This window comes from Brachybacterium endophyticum, assembly GCF_003130585.1.
In the GTDB taxonomy this organism is placed as follows: Bacteria; Actinomycetota; Actinomycetes; order Actinomycetales; family Dermabacteraceae; genus Brachybacterium; species Brachybacterium endophyticum.
Map to the genome: position 1 here is coordinate 784,775 of NZ_QFKX01000002.1, position 18,083 is coordinate 802,857.

Consider the following 18,083-nt stretch of genomic DNA (forward strand, 5'->3'; position numbering starts at 1 on the left):
CCCGGCCGCCGGGGCCCCCGATCAGCTCTGCACGCTGAGCGGCAGACGCATCCCCGACAGCCCCCGCGGTCGCGCCACCAGCGCCCGGGCGATCGAGGACAGCTGCATCGCCGCGGGCGAGGTCGGGTCCGACAGCACCAGCGGGGTCCCCGCATCGGCTCCCTCCCGCAGCGCCGGGTCCAGTGGCACCTGCCCCAGCACCGAGACCGGGTGATCGACCGCCCCCGAGAGGGTCTGGGCGACCCTCTCGCCGCCGCCGCTGCCGAACACGTCCATCCGGGTCCCGTCGGGCAGGGTCAGCCCGCTCATGTTCTCCACCACCCCGGCGACGTCCTGCTTGGTCGCGGTGGCGAGGGACCCGACGCGTTCGGCGACCGAGGCCGCGGACGCCTGGGGCGTGGTCACCACGAGCATCTGCGCGCTCGGGAGCAGCTGGGCGACGGAGATCGCGACGTCGCCGGTCCCGGGCGGCAGGTCCATCAGCAGCACGTCGAGGTCGCCCCAGAACACGTCGGAGGCGAACTGCTCGATCGCCCTGTGCATCTTCGGTCCGCGCCAGACGACCGCCTGGCCGTCGGGGACGAACATGCCGATGCTCATGACCTTCACGCCGTGCGCCTCGGGCGGCATCAGCAGGTCGCCGACCTTGGTGGGCTTGTCGTCGATGCCGAACATCCCGGGCATGGAGAAGCCGTGGATGTCGGCGTCGATCACGCCGACCGCGAGGCCCTGGGAGGCCATCGCCGCGGCGAGGTTCGCGGTGACGGTGGACTTGCCGACGCCGCCCTTCCCGGAGGAGACGGCGAGGATCCTGGTGAGGTTCCCGGTCTTGTTGAAGGGGATCTGACGATGCCCCTGCCGCAGCCGGGTGGTCAGCGCCTTGCGCTGCTCGTCGGTCATCGTGCGGGACTCGACCTTCACCCCGGTGAGACCCGCGACGGTGGCGGTGGCCTCGGCGGTCGAGCGCTCGAGGCGGTCGCGCATCGGGCAGGCGGCGATCGTGACCAGGATGGTCACCTCGGCGACGCCGTCGTGCCCGACGTGCACGGAGTCGACCATGTCCAGCTCGGTGATCGGGCGACCGATCTCGGGGTCGATCACCGCCTCCAGCGCCTCGTGGATGCGGGCGATCCGTGGATCAGGATCCTCGGACGTGCTCACGGGGACCTCCTCTCGGCGAGGGCTGCACGCACCTCGCTGCGCAGCATCGCGCGCAGCTCCTCGCGGTCGATGCCAGCGGGCGCCTCGGCGCCACCGCCCTCGGCCGGGGCGCGCGTCGTGTCGGTGGGATCCATGGAGGCGCCGGTGCCCCGGCTGCCCCCGGTGCCCGTGCCCTCGGGGGCGCGTGCGGCGCCCTCCTCCTGCGAGTCCTCGTGGAGGTCCTCCTCGAGGCTCTCCAGGAGGTCACGCAGCTCGCTGCGCACGAAGTCGCGCGTCGCCACGTCGTTCAGGGCGATCCGCAGGGAAGCGATCTCACGGGTGATGAAGTCCGTGGTGGCGTGGTTGCGGTCGTTGGACTGGCGATCCTGCTCGGCCTGCACGCGGTCGCGGTCGTCCTGCCGGTTCTGCGCGAGCAGCAGCAGGGGCGCCGCGTAGGACGCCTGCAGGGAGAGGATCAGCGTCAGCAGCGTGAAGTTCAGGCTGCGCGGGTCGAACTGCGCGCTCTCGGGCATCAGCGAGTTCCAGACCAGCCAGACGGCACAGAACACCGTCATGCCCACCAGGAACGCGGGGGTGCCCATGAAGCGGGCGAAGCCCTCTGCCCCGCGGCCGAAGGCGTCGCCGGACAGGGGGCTGCGCACGAGCTTGCGGCGCAGCGGCTCCGGGTCGTCCAGGTTCGGTGTGCGGTCCGACGCCATCATCCTCGTCCCCCTTCCCTTCTGGTGGTGGTGCTCGCCGCGGTGCCGGCGGGCTCCGATCCCGTGTCGCCGTCATGGATGCCCCGAGCGATCTCGGAGAGGTCGATCTGTCCCGTGGTCGCGGGCGGCTCGTCCTGTTCTCGCCAGTCGTCGGGCAGCACGTGGTCCAGCACGTCGTCCACGGTGACCGCGCCCAGCAGTCGTCCGTCCTCGTCGACGACAGGGATGGAGACCAGGTTGTAGGTCGCCATCTCGCGGGTCACGCCCGAGAGCGGCATGTTGGGCTCGACGGTGTGACGGTCGGCGTCGAGGATCTCCCCGACGGGGCGGTCCGGACGCTCCCGCAGCAGGTGCTGGAAGTGGACGATGCCCAGGAGCTTCCCGGTCGGGGTCTCGAGCGGGGAGCGGCACACGTGGACGGTCGCGGCGAGCGAGGGGGAGAACTCCTCGCGGCTGATCATCGCCAGGCAGTGGGCGACCGGGGTCTCCGGCGCGGTGATCAGCGGCTCGGTGGTCATCATGCCGCCGGCGGTGTACTCGTCGTACGCCATCAGGCGGCGCACGTCCTCGGCCTCCTCGGGCTCCATCAGACCCAGCAGCTGCTCGGCGACCTGCTCGGGCAGCTCCTGGACCAGGTCCGCGGCGTCATCGGGATCCATCTCGTCCAGCACGTCGGCCGCGCGCGAGGAGTCCAGTCCCGTGAGCACCTCGACACGGGTGTCCTCGGGGAGCTCCTCGAGCACGTCGGCGAGGCGGTCGTCGGGCAGCTCCTCGGCCAGCTCGATGCGGCGCTTGGCGTCGAGCTCCTGGACGATGTCGGCGAGGTCCGCGGGCTTGAGGTCCTGGTAGGAGGCCAGCAGCAGCGCCGCGGACTGCTCGGTGTCGGTGCCGAACAGTCCTTTGACCCCGGACTGGTCCACGGTGAGGGTCTGCCCGCGGCTGACGAGCTTGGACAGCCCCGATCCGGATCGGATCCGGCGCAGGTACAGCTTCGTGACCATCCAGTCGTGATGGCGGTTCTGCTCGAGACCGACGTCCTGCACGGTGGCGCGGCCGGAGCCGTCCAGCAACGTCACGGTGCGCTCGAGCAGGTCGCCGATGGCCAGCTGCTCCCCGCTGCGCTTCTCGAAGCGGCGCACGTTCATCACGCCCGAGGAGATCACCTGGCCGGGCATGATCGAGGTGACCCGGGTGGCGGGCAGGAACACCCGCTTCTTCCCCGGGACCTCGACGACGAACCCCACGGCGCGCGCGGCCGCGCGCGCCTGCGGCAGGACGACCACGTCGCGAATCTTCCCGAGGGACTCACCGATCGGGTCGAAGACGGGCGTGCCTGCCAGGCGTGCGGCGTAGAAGCGGGACTGGGGAGAGCTCACGCCCTCCAGGGTAGTGCCCCCGCCTGGTCAGCGGCCCGTGGTGAGTGATGCCATCCACGCCTCGACGTCCTCGGCCCGACGCGGCAGCGCGGCCGAGAGGTTCTCGACGCCGTCGGCGGTGACCAGCACGTCGTCCTCGATGCGCACGCCGATCCCGCGCAGCTCCTCGGGGAGCTTGAGGTCATTGGCCTGGAAGTAGAGCCCGGGCTCGATGGTGAACACCATGCCCGGGACCAGCTCGGCATCGAGGTACATCTCCTTGCGGGCCTGCGCGCAGTCGTGCACGTCCAGCCCCAGGTGATGGCTGGTGCCGTGGACCATCCAGCGCCGGTGGAACTGTCCCTCGGGCGCGAGGGACTCCTCGGCAGTCCCGGGCAGCAGGCCCCACTGCTCGAGGTAGGAGGCGATGACCTTCATCGCGGTCGCATGGAGCTCGCGGAAGCGCACCCCCGGCCGGGCGATCGCGAAGGCGGCGTCGGCGGCCTCGAGGACCGCGTCGTAGACCTTCCGCTGGGCGGGGGAGTAGCGGCCGGAGACCGGCAGGGTGCGGGTGATGTCGGCGGTGTACAGCGAGTCGATCTCGACGCCCGCGTCGACCAGCACCAGCTCGCCCTCGCGGACCGGACCGTCGTTGCGGATCCAGTGCAGCGTGCAGGCGTGGTTGCCCGCGGCGGCGATCGTGTCGTAGCCGACGCCGTTGCCCTCGGCGCGCGCGGAGGCCCCGAAGGCGCCCTCGATCACGCGCTCACCACGGCGGTGCCCCACCGCGTCGGGCAGAGCACGGACCACGTCCCCGAAGCCCGCGATGGTCGCATCGACCGCCTGGCGCATCTGGCCGATCTCGAAATCGTCCTTGACCAGACGCTGCTCGCTCGCCGCCTCCTGCAGACGGTCGAACTCCGCGGTCTGCTCCTCGCCGCCGGCGAGACCGTTCTGCGAGCGGATCTCCTCGACCATCCCCTGCACGCCCGCATCGACGTTCGGCACCACGGAGAGGGACAGCGAGGGGCCGACGTCCTTGGCGAGGGCATCGCGCAGATCGTCGATGTGACGGCACTCGATGCCGATGCGGGTCGCGGTCTCCTCGAGGGTGGGCCGACGTCCCACCCACAGCTCGCCGTACCGGGAGTCGGCATAGAACTCGGTGGCGTCGAACCCGGCACGGGGCCGGAAGAAGTAGGTCGCCGTCGACACGGTGGGGTCCTCCGCGTCCGGCTCGACGACGAGCACGCTGTCGGGCTCCTCGTCCGTGCCCAGGCCGCTGTAGTAGACGAACCCGGTGTCGGGACGGAACGGGTAGTCGGTGTCGTTGCTGCGCACCTTGAACACGCCCGCGGGGAGCACCATGCGTGTCGCCGGGATCGTGGTCACCAGGGCATCGCGGCGGGCGGGAGTGGCGTCCGCGACCTCGCGACGCTCGGCCCGGGGGATCGTCTCGTCCCAGTCCGCGGCGATGAAGCTGCGGAAGGCAGCGTTGGTGGGGCGCTGCGAGCGGGAGTCCCCGCGCGAGGCGAGCTCCTCGGCGTCGGGGCCGTCGGACGTCGCCGACGAGGGGTCGTTCTGGGATGCGGTCGGGGTCTCGGGGTGCTCAGTCATCACCCTGCGATGTTCTCACGTCGGCAGTGGCAGGATGGGGCCATGGTCACCCGCCCTCCGCAGCCCGAGGACGAGCCGCGCATCGACCTCCACACCCACACACGCTGCTCCGACGGCACCGAGAGCGTCGAGGAGCTCGTCGCGCAGGCGGCGCGTGCAGGACTCGACACGATCGCGCTGACGGACCACGACACCACGGCGGGATGGCAGGAGGCCGCTCGCGCCGCCGCTCGGCACGGGGTGCGCGTGGTGCCGGGCATCGAGGTCTCCGCCGAGCACGGCCACCTCAGCGTGCACGTGCTCGCGCTGCTGCCCGACCCGAGCGAGGACACGGACCTGGCCCGGCAGATGAAGCGGGCGCGCTCCTCACGGGACGCCCGTGCCCGGCGCATGGTCGAGCGTCTGGCCGAGGACCACCCGATCACCTGGGAGGACGTCGCCGCGCAGGTCGCGGGCGAGAACACGACCGTGGGCCGGCCCCATATCGCCGATGCGCTGGTCGCGCGGGGGATCGTCCCCGACCGCTCCGCGGCCTTCAGCCACCTGCTGAGCCCGACGAGCGCGTACTACGTGCGCTACTACGCTCCCGACCCGGCCACCGCCGTGCGGTCGATCGTCGCGGCCGGCGGCGTCGCCGTGGCCGCGCACCCGGGATCGTCCACGCGCGACGGGTCCCTGCCCGAGGACCTCCTGGAGGAGATGGTCGACGCAGGTCTCGCGGGCCTCGAGGTCGACCATCGGGAGCACGACGACGTCTCGCGGGCGAGACTGAGCGCCTTCGCACGCTCCCACGGCCTGCTCGAGACCGGCGGCAGCGATTACCATGGCGCCGGCAAACCCAACCGGCTGGGCGAGAACCGCACCCGCCCCGCCGTGCTGGCCGCGCTGCTGGAGCGCGCCACGAGCAGAACAGAGGTCCTCGCCCCGTGAACCTGGTGGATCTGCGCTTCCTCGCGAGCGTTCTCGTCACGCTCTTCGTGATCGTCGACCCTCCGGGGACGGTGCCGATCTTCCTCTCGCTGACCCGCACGATGACCGCGAAGCAGCGCTCGCGGGCGGCGATGGTGGCGGTCGGTGTCGCGATCCTGATCATCGGCACGTTCGCGGTGTTCGGGCGCTTCATCCTCGCCTACATGCACATCTCGCTGCCCGCTCTGCAGTTCTCCGGCGGGCTCCTGCTGCTGCTGGTCGCGATGCAGCTGCTGACGGGCAAGGAGGGCGAGATGGCCCAGAGCAGCGGCGTGAACGTCGCCCTGGTGCCGCTGGGGACCCCGCTTCTGGGCGGGCCCGGTGCGATCGTGGCGATGATGCTGTTCGTCGACCAGTCCGGCGGCGAGCTCGACCGGGTCAGCGCCCTCGCGCTCGCACTCGTGGTGATGGCGGTCGTGCTCTACCTGTTCATGCGCTTCGCGGACGTCATCGCGAAGATCCTGGGTGACGGCGGCGTCACCCTGGTCACGCGCATCTCGGGCGTGCTGCTCGCCGCGATCAGCGTGCAGATGATCTTCGATGCGGTCCACTCGTTCCTGGAGACCTGGAACGTGCTGCCCGCCGGCTGAGCTCGTGAGCCGTTGGACTCCTGAGCCCCAGCGCCTCGGCATCAATCCCTGAGCCCTAGCAGTCCCTGAGCCCCAACCTTCGGGGGGGGGGGGGGAGAGCACGAGCGGACGTGGCCTCAGGAGCCGTCGAACTGCTCGGGCAGCTCCCAGTGCCCGTCGGGGGCGCGCCGAGCGAGCTCCCCGACCCAACCCGCCGTGCGCTCGAGGGTGGACCTCACCTCCGGCGGCGTGCCGATCAGCTCGGTCAGTCGACGCCCCTCGAGCTCCTGCCCGGTCGCCCAGGCCCCGGGGATCAGGGCCGTCCCGGGCTCTGGTTCCGACGCGATCCCGGGGCCGCCCACCGGGCCCCCGTCGCCGGCCGCGACGATCTCCGCCTCCGCTCCCCACGACGAGGCCAGGATCCGCGCGACCTCGAGGTTCGTCGCGGTTGGGGCATCGGCGACGTTGACCTTCCGGGCATCCGGCGCGCGCAGGCATGCGGAGACGGCGCGAGAGATCGTGAGGGTCGAGGTGAGCGAGCCGGCCTCCTCGGCCTTCTGCACCAGTATCCGGCGGGTCCCCGCCAGCAGTGCCGCGAGCAGCGGCCATTCCCGCACCCGCCGCGTGCTCGGCCCGTGGATCCGTGCAGGGCGCAGCACCGAGACCCGTCGGCCGCTCGCGGCGAGAACGCGCTCCGCCTCGGCCTTGTTCGTCCCGTACCCCTCGCGGGAGTTCCAGGGCTCACCGGCATAGTCCAGGGTCTGGTTCTCCTCCGACGTCGGCCGGTCCCAGACGGGGCGTACGTCGGAGTTCGCATGGTTCCCGAGCGCATCGACGTAGACCGCACGGGAGGACAGCATGACGGTGCCCTCGCAGCGAGTGGACCAGCGGGCGAGGTCCGCCGCGTGGGCGGGGGAGTAGCACTGGCCGTCGACGATGCCGTCGAGACCGTCGCCGACCAGGTCATCGAGGGCGTCGACGTCCTCCCGATCGTTGCGCAGCACCCGGATCCCCAGGTCGTGCCAATGGGGTGGGGCCAGCTCCGGCCGACGGCAGGTGACGGTCACCGAGGCCCCCGAACGTGCAAGATCCTCGGCGGTCGCGGCAAGTGTGCCGGTCCCGCCGAGGATCAGGACGCTTCGTGAGCTCAACTCTCCTGGGAGCCGCCGGCCGGGGTCTGCTCGCCCTGGCCGCTCTGGCCGCCCTCGCCGCCGCGGCGACGGTTGCGGCCACCGCGCGAGCGCCGACGACGCGGACGCGAGGACTCCTCGCCCTCGCCGGAACGGCCGCCCTCGCGGTTCCCGCCGTTCTCGCGCTCGGTCCCGGAGACCACCTCGCCGTTCACGCGGCGGGTGCGGGTGCGGCTGCGGGAGCGGCGGGGGCGCTGCCCCTCGTCCGAGCTCTCGCCCTCACGGCGCTCGGAGCTCTCGGAGCGGCTGCCACCCTCGGAGCGGTTGCCGCCCTGGGAGCCGCCGCCCTCGGAACGACCGCGTCCGCCGCGTCCGCCCCGGCCGCCGTGCTCCCCGCGTCCGCCGCGGTCCGAGCGCGAGGACTGCTCGCGGCGGGACTCGGGCCCGCCCAGGTCCTCGATCTCCTCGGCGTCCAGGCCAGCGCGCGTGCGCCGGTCCTTGGGCAGGGTGCCCTTGGCGTCGGTGGGGATGTCCAGGTCGGTGAACAGGTGCTCCGAGGTCGAGTAGGTCTCGACGGCCTCGGTGGACTCGAGCCCCAGCTGGCGGGCGATGAGCGCCCAACGCGCCAGGTCCTCCCAGTCCACGAAGGTGACGGCGGTGCCCTTCTTGCCCGCGCGACCGGTGCGGCCGGTGCGGTGCAGGTAGGTCTTGTCGTCGTCCGGGCTGTTCCAGTTGATGACGTGGGTGACGTCCTCGACGTCGATGCCGCGGGCGGCGACGTCGGTCGCGATGAGCACGTCGATCTTGCCGGTGCGGAAGGCGCGCAGGGCCTGCTCGCGGGCGCCCTGGCCCAGGTCGCCGTGCAGCGGGGCCGCGGCGAAGCCACGGTCCATGAGGTCGTGGGCGACCTTGTCCGCCTGGCGCTTGGTGCGCATGAACACGATCGTCAGGCCGCGGCCGCGGGCCTGCAGGATCTTCGCGAGCACCTCGATCTTGTCGAGCTGGTGCGCGCGGTAGATGACCTGCTTGATGTCGGCCTTGGTGCGCGAGGCGTCACCCGGGTCGTGGGCACGGATGTGCGTGGGCCTGCTCATGAAGCGGCGGGCCAGGGCCATGATCGGCCCGGGCATCGTCGCGGAGAACAGCATCGTCTGACGCGTGGTCGGGACGGCCTTGAGGATCTTCTCGATGTCCTCCAGGAAGCCCAGGTCGAGCATCTCGTCGGCCTCGTCGAGCACGGCCGTGCGGACCTGCGAGAGGTCCAGGTGGCCCTGACGCATGAGGTCGATGAGGCGACCCGGGGTGCCCACCACAATCTCGATGCCCTTCTGGAGGGCCTCGATCTGCGGCTCGTAGGCACGACCGCCATAGATGGTCAGGATCCGCACGCCGCGATCGGCGGAAGCGGCCTGGAGGTCGGAGGCGACCTGAACGGCCAGCTCACGGGTGGGCAGCACGGCGAGGCCCTGCGGGGTGCCGACGGGGCGGCTCTGCGGGTTCTCCTCACCGGGCGCGACGACGCTCTGGAGCATCGGGATGCCGAAGCCGAGGGTCTTGCCGGTGCCGGTCTTGGCCTGGCCGATGATGTCGCGCCCCTTGAGCGCGATCGGCAGGGTCATGGCCTGGATCGGGAACGGGTGGGTGATCCCCTTGGCGGCGAGGGCCTCGACGATGTCCTCGCGGACGTCGAAGTCGGCGAAGGTCTGAGCCGGAGCTTCCTTCGCGGCCTCCGCGGCCGCGGTCTCGCTGTCGGGGGTGCCGGAGCTCTGCTCGACGGCGATGGAGGAGGCCGGAGTCTCGGGCGCGATGGCGCCGTCGGCCTCAGGGGTGTGCGTGGTGGTGTCGGGCACAGTTCATCTCTCTGATCAAAAGGGTGCGCGGCCATCGTAGCGCTGTGCCGTGGCTCAACCCTGGCCGGGATCTCTGCCGCGACCCGGGTCGCGGCGCGCGGACGTCGAGGTGAGAGAGGCAGGGAGCGCGCGGGCGTCGGCGCGCCACGGGGAGGTCTCGCGGGATCGCGGTGACCGGGCGTGTGACTCGCTCCTCGTCCCCGTGGCTCGGGCGGGTCCGGGACCTGGGCCCCGACCCATCGGGCGGCGGTCAGCCCAGGAAGCCGACCCGCTTCGGCGTGCCGCTCGCGATCTCGACGTAGGCGATCTTCTCGCCCGGGACCAGCACGGTGCCGCCCTTGGAATCGGTGAGCGCGGCGAGCGAGCCGTCGGCCAGGGCGGTCTCGAGCGCGGACCTCACCGACTCGGCGCTCTCCTCGGTCTCGACGACGAGCTCGCGGGGAGCGTGCTGGATGCCGATGCGGATGTCCATTCGGGGTCCTTCCCTCGTGTGTGTGAGCGGTCGGCTCTGCGCCGGACCGACGGCCGACGACGGCCCCTCGGGACGCGTCGTCGGCACGGAAGATCCTACCGGCGCAGCAGTCGCCATGACCGGGTCCGGGGCGGCCGATCGGTGCGCTCTCAGACGAATCGCTGCTCTCTCAGACCACTTCGAGGCCGTCAGGCTGTTGCCGCGGGCCGTCCGGAGTCTCCGCGATGCTCGAGAGGCCGCGGGCGATGAAGCGCGAGATCGACTCGGGGTCGGTCTCCAGGTCGCTGCCGCGGCCGTGCACCTCGTCGCCCGCGAGTGCGATCAGGCAGCGTCCGAGCGCCACGGCCGCGGTGTCGCTGAGCGTGTCGCGGCCCACCAGCGCGACCGAGATCTCCCGGGCGAGCTCGGTGCGCAGGCGTGAGGCCATCAGGGAGACGGGGTCGGAGACGAGCTCCGGGGAGAGCACCAGGCGCACGTCGGGTCGCTCCGTGGTCAGCTCCCGCACCCAGCGCAGAGCGGCCCGCGCGCGCTCGTCCTCGTCGGCCGGGAGGGGAGGCAGCGCCCGGGCGGCCGCCAGGGCCCGTTCCCCGATCGCGCCGAGGACGGCCAGGTAGAGATCCTCCTTGGAAGCGAAGTGCTGGTAGAGCACGGGTTTGGTGACCCCGATCGAGTGCGCGATCTCGTCCATCGAGGTGCTGCGGAAACCGTGCACCATGAAGCCTTCGCTCGCGCGGGCGAGGACCATCGCTCGGCGCTCCGAGCGTGGCATCCTCTGCGGGGTTCCGGTCATCTCTCACTCCTAGCGCGCAGGGCGGCGTGGTTCCCTGGTCGTCGGGGCGACCGTCCAGGCGCACGGCTCGAGCCCAGTCTACGGTATTTGTCTGGAATGTCCGTCCTTTGGTGTCTTCCGTGTCCTCGCCCGCCCGCCGTCCTCGGATGTCCCCGCGCTGTGATCCACTGGGGGACGTGCAGAAGACGGGTCAGGAGCAGGCGGCCGCGGAGCCCGTGAGCGGGACGTCCGCAGGTCGCCGAGGGGGCAGCTCGTTCGAGGAGCTCACTGTCCTGCCCCCGGATCGGCGACGCCTGCCCGCGGCGCTCTCGCGTGCGGACCTCGATGCCGATCAGACGGAGGCCCTGGACGCGTTCACGAGTGGTGAGCACGTGCTCGTCCACGGCGTCCCGGGAGCGGGGCGGACCTCTCTCGCGCTCACCGCCGCCCTCGACCTCGCTCACCGTGACGGCGGGAGCGGCCGGCCCGCATCCGCCTCCGCGACGACGGTCGGGAACGAGGTGCTGCTGCTCTCGCCTCGTCGGGCCGCGGCCGATCCTCTGCGGGATGCCGTGGCGCTGGCCGGGGCGGCCGCCAGCGTGCGCGTCGCGACCCCGCCGGCCCATGCCTTCGCCGTGGTCCGTGCGGCGGCGATCGCGCGCGGGCAGGGAGAGCCGAGCCTGGTCACCGGCGCCGATCAGGACGCGCTGCTGTCCGATCTGATCGCCGACCGACAGGACTGGTCGCTGTCCCTCGAGGCGTCCACACGCGCCCTCCCCGGCTTCCGCACCGAACTGCGCGACGTGATCACCCGCGCCGAGGAGCTCGGGATCGGCCCCGACGCGCTGCGCACGCTCGCGCTGCAGCGGGGCCGACCGGCCTGGCTCGATGCCGCCGAGATCCTCCGCGACTACCTCGACGTCCTGGACCTCCAGAGCATGACGGCCCTGGACGCCGGGCCCCGCCTCGACTCCGGTGCCCTCGTGCGCCGGGGGTCCCAGCTCCTCGGAGGCCTCGACCCCCGCCACCTGCCTCGCGCGGTCGTGGTCGACGACGCCCAGGACCTCACGGCCGCGGGCGTGGATCTGGTGCTCGCCCTCGCGCGCGCCGGGTCCCGCGTGATGGTGACCTCCTGCCCCGACCAGATGGTCGACTCCTTCCGCGGGGCCGTCGCCGACGCCGCCGCGAGGATCCGGGACGGACTGCCCCGTGCTCCGCGGGAGGTCGCTCTCGCCCGGTCCCGCCGGGATGCCGTCCCCGCCCCGGCGATCGATGCGCTGCGGGGCCGGCTCCCGCTCGCCGGGTCCCCGAGCAGTCTGCGCCGACCGCTGGACGTGGCGTCCGACGCCGCGGATGCGCCGGCCGCGACCGAGCCGGGCGTGACCGAGCCGGCCGCGATCGAGTCGGACGCGGGCCCGTCCGCATCGGCCGCACTCCGCGGACTCAGTGTGCTGACCCTCGCTGACGCCGAGGAGGAGGCCCGCGTCATCGCCGGGGCGCTGCGCGATCTCCACCACGAGCACGCCGTGGCCTACGACGAGATGGCGGTCGTCTGCCGTTCGGGTGGAACGGTGCGTGAGCTCGCCGACCAGCTCGCCCGGGCGGGCCTGGCCGTTTCCACACCGCAGCGTCTGCCCGCGCTGCGGGAGGAACCGGTCGTCCTCGACCTGCTGCGGATCGTCGAGCTCGGGATCGACGGTGGGGGAGCGGGCGGTGAGGACGTCCGGGGCGACGATGGCGCCGGGACCGGCGAAGACGGCGGGACTAGCGAAGACGCCGGGATCGGCGACGACGGCGGGACCGACGACGACGCGACCGACGAGGTGACCGGCTCCCCGCTCCCTCTCTCGCCCGCCGAGGCCGTGCAGCTGCTGCGCGGCCCCTTCGGTGATGCGGACGATCTGCGTCTGCGCCGCATCCGGCGCACGCTGCTGGACTCGGACCGTGCGGACGCCACCCCGTCGGCCGAGGACTCGGGCCGCCTGCTGGCCCGCGCGCTCCTCGAGGAGCGGACGCCGGGTCTCGAGGACGGTGGGGGCACCGCCACGCCGCTGCTGCGGGTCCGGCGGATGATCCGTGCGGTGCGAGAGCTCGGGCCTGCGCCTGCTGCGGCCGATGCTCTCTGGGCTGCGTGGGAGGCGGCGCACCTGGCGGACGGGTGGCAGCGCGCTGCGCTGGGGGAGGACCACCAGGACGCCGACGGTGCCCGCGCACGGCTCACCGCGCACCGACTGGACGCGGTCGGTGCCCTGTTCGCCGCCGTGGACCGCTTCACCGAACGTCGCGGCCAGGCCGACGCCCTCGTGTTCATCGACCAGGTACGCGGCCAGGCCGTCGCCGAGGACACCCTGGCGCCTCGTGCCGAGCCCACCGGCCGCGTCGCCGTGCTCACCCCCGCCCAGCTCGCCGGCGCCGAGCGCGACACGGTGGTCCTCGCGCGCGTCCAGGAAGGGGCATGGCCCAACGTCCGCCTGCGCTCGACGTTGTTCGGCGCCGCCGAGCTCAGCCTCCTGGGTACCGGCGTCCACGGCGAGGAGCTGCCCCTGGAGCCGGCCGCGCTGCGCGCCGTGCAGCGCGAGAGCGTGGTGGCCGACGAGCTGCGGCTCGCCGTCAGCGCACTCACGCGCGCCCGCTCCCGCGTGCTGGTCACCGCGGTCGACGGTGGTGAGTTCGCGCCCTCGGCGCTGGTCCCGCTGCTCGCCGGACGGGCCGGGGAGGGATGGGTCGATCGCTCCGTGATCACCGAGGATCCCGGCCCCGCCCCGGATCCGCGCCGTCTCGTCGCCGCCCTGCGGCGCCGCCTGAACGCAGGAGATGACGAGGAGCGGGCCCGGGCCGCCGTGCTGCTGCACGACCTCCACGAGGCCGGGATCCCCGGCGCGGACCCCGGCAGCTGGTACCACCAGCGGCCCAGCAGCGAGAGCCCCGTGCTCGACCCGGATCTGCCGGTGCGTCTGAGCCCCTCGGCGCTCGAGCGCGCCCACGCCTGCCCGCTGGCCTGGCTCCTCGAACGGGCAGGCGGCTCCCGCCCCTCCGGGCCCGCCCAGCTGGTGGGAACGGCCGTGCACCGTCTGGCCCAGGAGAACCCCACCGGAGTCGCCCCCGAACGCGTCGAGGACCTGGTGGTGCGTCTGCAGACCCTGCTGCGCCCTCTGCGCCTGGAGGAGACCTGGTCGGGGCGTCGCACCCTGCGTCGCGCGGAGGACTCGGTGCGGCTCCTGAACGACTACCTGGGTTCCGCCCCGCCGGCCGCCGCGATCGAGGCGCCCTTCGAGTACCGGCTGGGCGGGGTCGTGCTGCGCGGGGCCATCGACCGCATCGAAGGTGGGGCGGGCCCCGGGCAGACGCTGCGGATCGTCGACCTGAAGACGGGCCGGGCGCCCAAGAAGGCCGCCGACGTCGAGGAGGACCTGCAGCTGGGTGCGTACCAGACCGCCGTCGACCGCGGAGCCCTGGCCGACGAGCTCGGGCCGCAGGCCCCGCAGCACCTGGCCGGCGGCCAGCTCGTCTATGTCGGGACCGGCAGCGCCCGGCCCGCCCTGCGCACCCAGACCGCCCTGGCGTCGGCCGAGGACCCCGACTGGTTCAGCTCGACGGTCGAGAGCACCGCGGGAGCGGTCTCGGGCTCCCGGATGACCGCACGGCGCAACGCCCACTGCGACACCTGCTCCGTGCGCAGGATCTGCCCGCTGTGGCCCGAGGGGGCAGAGCTGTGACGCCGAGCTCCGCAGCGCACCCCGTGCCCTCGCCCGCGCCGCCGCCCACGTTCTCCGCCGAGCACCTGGCCGCTCTGATGGGCCGCCCCGCGCCCACCCCCGAGCAGACCGCCGTGATCGAGGCGCCGCTCGCCCCCATGCTGGTGGTCGCGGGCGCCGGCAGCGGGAAGACCGAGACCATGGCCTCGCGGGTGGTGTGGCTGATCGCCAACGGGCACGTCGAGCCCCGTCAGGTGCTGGGGCTGACCTTCACCCGCAAGGCAGCCCACGAGCTGGCCGAACGCATCGCAGGCCGCCTCTCGACGCTCGCGAGCGTCCTGCGCGCGGAGGGGCTCCCCCTGCCGCGCGGCCTGGCCCGGGCCGGGCAGGACCTGCTCGGCCAGGACGTGCAGGTCCACACCTACAACGGGTTCGCCCTGGACCTGGTGCGCGAGCACGCGCTGCGCGTGGGCCTGGACCCCGAGTTCACGATGATGTCGCCCTCGGCCGCCTGGCAGCTCGCCCACGAGCTCGTCGAGGCCGCCGACGACACTCTCGCTCTGGACGCCTCTCCGGCCTCGCTGACCGCCGCCCTGGTCTCGCTGACCTCCTCGCTCGCCGATCACCTGGTCTCCCCGGCCGAGCTGGCCGCCGAGCTGCGAGCGATTCGCGAACACCTCGCCCAGATCCCCCTGCAGGTCAGCGGGCGTCGCCGTACCACACCCAAGGACGTGGCCGCCGTCGTCTCCGCGTGCGAGCAGCGTCTCGAGCTGATCGGGCTGATCGAGGAGTTCGCGCGTGTGCGCACCGAGCGCAGCGCCCTGGAGTTCTCCGACCAGGTGCACCTGGCCGCTCGCATCGCCCGCGAGGTGCCCGGGGCCGGGCGACTGGCCCGCGAGCTGCACCCGGTGGTGCTCCTCGACGAGTTCCAGGACACCTCGGTCGCGCAGCTGCGGATGCTCGCCGACCTGTTCGGTCCCGGCCACGCCGCGTGCGCGGTGGGCGACCCGCAGCAGGCGATCTACGGCTGGCGCGGTGCCTCGGCCGCCTCCCTCGACGGCTTCGCACGCTCCTTCGCGAGCGAGACCCAGGAGGTCCTCCAGCGCACGCTCTCGACCTCGTGGCGCAACGACCGCGCGGTCCTCGATGTCGCCAACCGCGTCGCCGCGCCGCTGCGCAGCGCCTCCACCGCGATCACCATCCCCGAACTCCAGGTGCGTCCCGGGGCCGGGGAGGGCACGGTGCACGTCCACGAAGCAGCCGACGAACAGACAGAGGCCCGAGCGATCGCCGCCTGGATCCGCCGGCGCCGCGGGCCGGAGGTGCGCGGTGACGACTCCTCGTCGTCCGGTCCCGACACGACATCGACCCCGTTGCCCAGTGCAGCGGTGCTGGTGCGCGCCCGCCGTCAGATCCCGCCGATCGTCGAGGCGCTCGAAGAGGCAGGGCTGCCCGTGCAGGTGATGGGGCTGGGAGGCCTGCTGGACCGTCCCGAGGTGGCCGATGTGCGGGCACTCCTGGAGTGCGTGCACGACCCGTCGCGCGGCGATTGGCTGATGCGGCTGCTCGCCGGTCCTCGCTTCCGCCTGGGATCGCGGGACATCGCCGTCCTGGGGCGCTGGCGCGAGAGGCTCGGGGCGAGGCGACGCCGCGGCGTCGGCGAGGCCGGGACCGTCGACGACGCCGACGAGATGTCGCTGATCGACGCCGTCGACGACCTCCCACCAGCCGATTGGGCGGATTCCGAGGGACGCTCGCTGAGCGCCGCGGCACGGGAGCGTCTGCTGGATCTGCAGGGGATGCTGCGACACTTGCGGCGCCGACTCGCCCTGCCCCTCCCGGATCTCGTCCACGAGGCCGTGCGCGCCCTCGACCTCGATCTCACCCTGCTCGCGGACGCGGACTCCTCGCCGGCCCTGGGAGGCCTGCCGGCTCTGCGCGAGCATGCGGCGGCGTTCGAGCGCACGGCGCAGCGCCCCGGCCTCGGCCCGTTCCTGGCGCTGCTCGAGATCAGCGAGGACCAGGAGGCGGGGCTGTCGATGGGGGCCGGCCAGGCCGATCCGGACCCGGACGCCGTCACCGTCGTCACCATGCACTCGGCGAAGGGCCTCGAATGGGACCTGGTCGCCGTCGCCGGACTCAGCGAGGGATCGGTGCCCTCCTACGATCTCCGCCGTGCACGCACCACGGAGGACGGCACGGTGCGCGTGGCCGATTCCGGCTGGCTCGGCAAGCTCGCCGACGCCTCGATCCCCAGTTCCCTGCGCGGGGACGCGGACATCCTTCCGCAGCTGGACTGGGCGGCCGCCGACACACAGGTCGACGCCGAGTCACTGATCCAGCAGTTCCGCTTCGACCAGGGGGAGGAGTCGCTGAGGGAGGACCGTCGGCTGATGTACGTCGCGGTCACCCGGGCTCGTGAGGACCTCCTGCTGAGCTCGTGCGCCTGGCGGACCGGAGCGGCGAAGCCCCGGCCGCGATCGCGCTACCTGCGGGAGGTCCTCCCGCAGGTGCCGGCACCGTTCCAGGTCCTTGAGGACGTGCCGGAGAAGAACCCTCTGGATGCCCTGCTCCTCGAGGCCGAGTGGCCCCCGCCGCCGGGGGAGGCGGAGCAGCGCCGACACGAGGCCGAGCGGCTCCTCGCCGCCGCCTCCGAGGGTGACCTCCCCGAGGTCCCCGAGGACGCAGAGCTCGCCGAGCAGACCCGGCGGGTGCTCGCCGATCTCGCCGAGCGTCGTGAGCAGCTGACGGTGCGTTCCCCTGCGCGCCTCTCGGCCTCCCAGATCGTCGCCCGCGCCCAGGACCCGCAGGCCGCAGCGCGCGCGATGCTGCGACCCCTGCCGCGCCGCCCCTCACGCTCGGCGCGCCGGGGCACGGCGTTCCACGCCTGGATCGAGCAGCGCCTCGAGGGTGGTGCCCTGCTCGATCTCGAGGACATCGCCGAGTTCGCGGACCTCGAGGAGCAGGAGCAGGATCGGACGCAGGATCGCGCCGACGCCGACGCCGGGGCCGATACCGATGCTGCCGCGCTCGCCCGGATGCGCGAGTCCTTCGAGTCCTCGCCGTATGCGTCCCAGGTGCCCATCGCGGTGGAGGAGCCGGTGACCACGCGGATCGGGCCGCTGGCGATCAGGGGAGTGATCGACGCCGTCTTCCCCGATCCCGAGCACCCCGACGGTGTGGTGATCCTGGACTGGAAGACCGGATCACCGCCCACGGGCGCCCGCCGCCGAGCCCGGGCCCTGCAGCTGTCGGTCTACCGGCTGGCCTGGCACGAGCGCACGGGGATGCCGCTGTCCAGGATCCGCACCGTGTTCTACTACGTGGCCGACGGCGTCAGCCACGAGGTCACGCACCATCCCTCCCGCAGTTCGATGGAACGGATGCTGCTCGCTGCCGACGAGGAGACCTCGCCCGAACGATGAGGATCGACAGGGCGGCGAGACACGCCCGAGCACCGAGCAGCGAGGGTCGAGCACCGAGCACCGAGCACCGAGCACCGAGCACCGAGCGAGCACCGGGTACCGAGGACCGGGCACCGAGACCGAGGACCGGGTACCGGGCACCGAGCACCGGGGACCGCCTACCACTCGAGGAACGGGGGCGTGGGAGGCGACGTCGGCTCCTCTGGTCGGCGCGCACCGGTCCTCCCCACTGCACAGCTGTCCCCATTCGGATCTCGAACGCCCGTGCGCACGGCGTCCGTGATGGGCTGAAGACTCGCGCGGACGCGGTACGTGGAATCGGACGGCTCCTGGGTACCGGGCCGGGCCGTGACCGGTTCGGAGTGCGGGCGGT

General features: G+C 72.8%; 12 protein-coding genes. 4 read left to right on the forward strand and 8 right to left on the reverse strand.

Features of this window, described 5'->3' with window-relative positions:
• Window positions 1–21: 21 nt before the first annotated feature.
• The 4 genes from DEO23_RS07910 to DEO23_RS07925 are packed head-to-tail and all read right to left on the reverse strand — an operon-like array spanning window position 22 to window position 4,831.
• Window positions 22–1,161, reverse strand: a complete 1,140-nt coding sequence (locus DEO23_RS07910; RefSeq protein ID WP_109275421.1) for an Mrp/NBP35 family ATP-binding protein — start codon at window positions 1,159–1,161, stop codon at window positions 22–24.
• The gene (locus DEO23_RS07915; protein WP_420808018.1) at window positions 1,158–1,862 is read right to left on the reverse strand and encodes a DUF1003 domain-containing protein; all 705 of its coding nucleotides are present in this window, start codon (window positions 1,860–1,862) and stop codon (window positions 1,158–1,160) included. Before DEO23_RS07915 ends, DEO23_RS07910 begins: the two co-directional genes overlap by 4 nt.
• Window positions 1,859–3,235, reverse strand: coding sequence for a magnesium transporter MgtE N-terminal domain-containing protein (locus DEO23_RS07920; protein WP_109275423.1), 1,377 nt, complete (start codon window positions 3,233–3,235; stop codon window positions 1,859–1,861). The genes DEO23_RS07915 and DEO23_RS07920 overlap by 4 nt, the downstream gene beginning before the upstream one ends.
• A gap of 27 nt (window positions 3,236–3,262) precedes the next feature.
• Window positions 3,263–4,831, reverse strand: coding sequence for an aminopeptidase P family protein (locus DEO23_RS07925; RefSeq protein ID WP_109275424.1), 1,569 nt, complete (start codon window positions 4,829–4,831; stop codon window positions 3,263–3,265).
• 42 nt (window positions 4,832–4,873) lie between these two features.
• Here DEO23_RS07925 and DEO23_RS07930 point away from each other — a divergent pair, with 42 nt between their 5' ends.
• Together DEO23_RS07930 and DEO23_RS07935 are read left to right on the forward strand one after the other, a co-directional pair.
• Window positions 4,874–5,761, forward strand: a complete 888-nt coding sequence (locus DEO23_RS07930; RefSeq protein WP_109275425.1) for a PHP domain-containing protein — start codon at window positions 4,874–4,876, stop codon at window positions 5,759–5,761.
• On the forward strand, window positions 5,758–6,390 hold the full coding sequence (locus DEO23_RS07935) for a MarC family protein (RefSeq protein WP_205678893.1): 633 nt from the start codon (window positions 5,758–5,760) through the stop codon (window positions 6,388–6,390). Before DEO23_RS07930 ends, DEO23_RS07935 begins: the two co-directional genes overlap by 4 nt.
• Before the next feature lie 116 nt (window positions 6,391–6,506).
• On the opposite strand, the gene DEO23_RS07940 is transcribed toward DEO23_RS07935, so the two are convergent.
• The 4 genes from DEO23_RS07940 to DEO23_RS07955 all read right to left on the reverse strand — a co-directional run bounded on the left by DEO23_RS07940 (window position 6,507) and on the right by DEO23_RS07955 (window position 10,611).
• Window positions 6,507–7,520, reverse strand: a complete 1,014-nt coding sequence (locus DEO23_RS07940; RefSeq protein WP_133249853.1) for a Rossmann-fold NAD(P)-binding domain-containing protein — start codon at window positions 7,518–7,520, stop codon at window positions 6,507–6,509.
• Complete coding sequence (locus DEO23_RS07945; RefSeq protein ID WP_240613286.1) at window positions 7,517–9,349, reverse strand: DEAD/DEAH box helicase; 1,833 nt, start codon at window positions 9,347–9,349, stop codon at window positions 7,517–7,519. The genes DEO23_RS07940 and DEO23_RS07945 overlap by 4 nt, the downstream gene beginning before the upstream one ends.
• A 250-nt stretch (window positions 9,350–9,599) precedes the next feature.
• Window positions 9,600–9,821 carry a DUF3107 domain-containing protein gene (locus DEO23_RS07950; RefSeq protein ID WP_109275427.1) on the reverse strand — a complete coding sequence of 74 codons (222 nt, stop codon included), beginning with the start codon at window positions 9,819–9,821 and terminating at the stop codon, window positions 9,600–9,602.
• 169 nt (window positions 9,822–9,990) lie between these two features.
• A complete protein-coding gene (locus DEO23_RS07955) occupies window positions 9,991–10,611 on the reverse strand; it encodes a TetR/AcrR family transcriptional regulator (RefSeq protein WP_109275428.1) in 621 nt (206 codons plus the stop codon).
• 176 nt (window positions 10,612–10,787) lie between these two features.
• Between DEO23_RS07955 and DEO23_RS07960 the strand changes: the two genes are divergently transcribed.
• On the forward strand, window positions 10,788–14,306 hold the full coding sequence (locus tag DEO23_RS07960; RefSeq protein WP_240613287.1) for a UrvD/REP family ATP-dependent DNA helicase: 3,519 nt from the start codon (window positions 10,788–10,790) through the stop codon (window positions 14,304–14,306).
• Window positions 14,303–17,710: an ATP-dependent DNA helicase gene (locus DEO23_RS07965; protein WP_240613288.1), complete on the forward strand. Its 3,408-nt coding sequence runs from the start codon at window positions 14,303–14,305 to the stop codon at window positions 17,708–17,710. The genes DEO23_RS07960 and DEO23_RS07965 overlap by 4 nt, the downstream gene beginning before the upstream one ends.
• Window positions 17,711–18,083: the final 373 nt, after the last annotated feature.

Coding starts and splice junctions, on each gene's coding strand:
- DEO23_RS07915 (WP_420808018.1), bottom strand. CDS start 1,862: ATGATGGCGTCGGACCGCACACCGAACCTGGACGACCCGGAGCCGCTG.
- DEO23_RS07925 (WP_109275424.1), bottom strand. CDS start 4,831: ATGACTGAGCACCCCGAGACCCCGACCGCATCCCAGAACGACCCCTCG.
- DEO23_RS07930 (WP_109275425.1), top strand. CDS start 4,874: ATGGTCACCCGCCCTCCGCAGCCCGAGGACGAGCCGCGCATCGACCTC.
- DEO23_RS07950 (WP_109275427.1), bottom strand. CDS start 9,821: ATGGACATCCGCATCGGCATCCAGCACGCTCCCCGCGAGCTCGTCGTC.
- DEO23_RS07955 (WP_109275428.1), bottom strand. CDS start 10,611: ATGACCGGAACCCCGCAGAGGATGCCACGCTCGGAGCGCCGAGCGATG.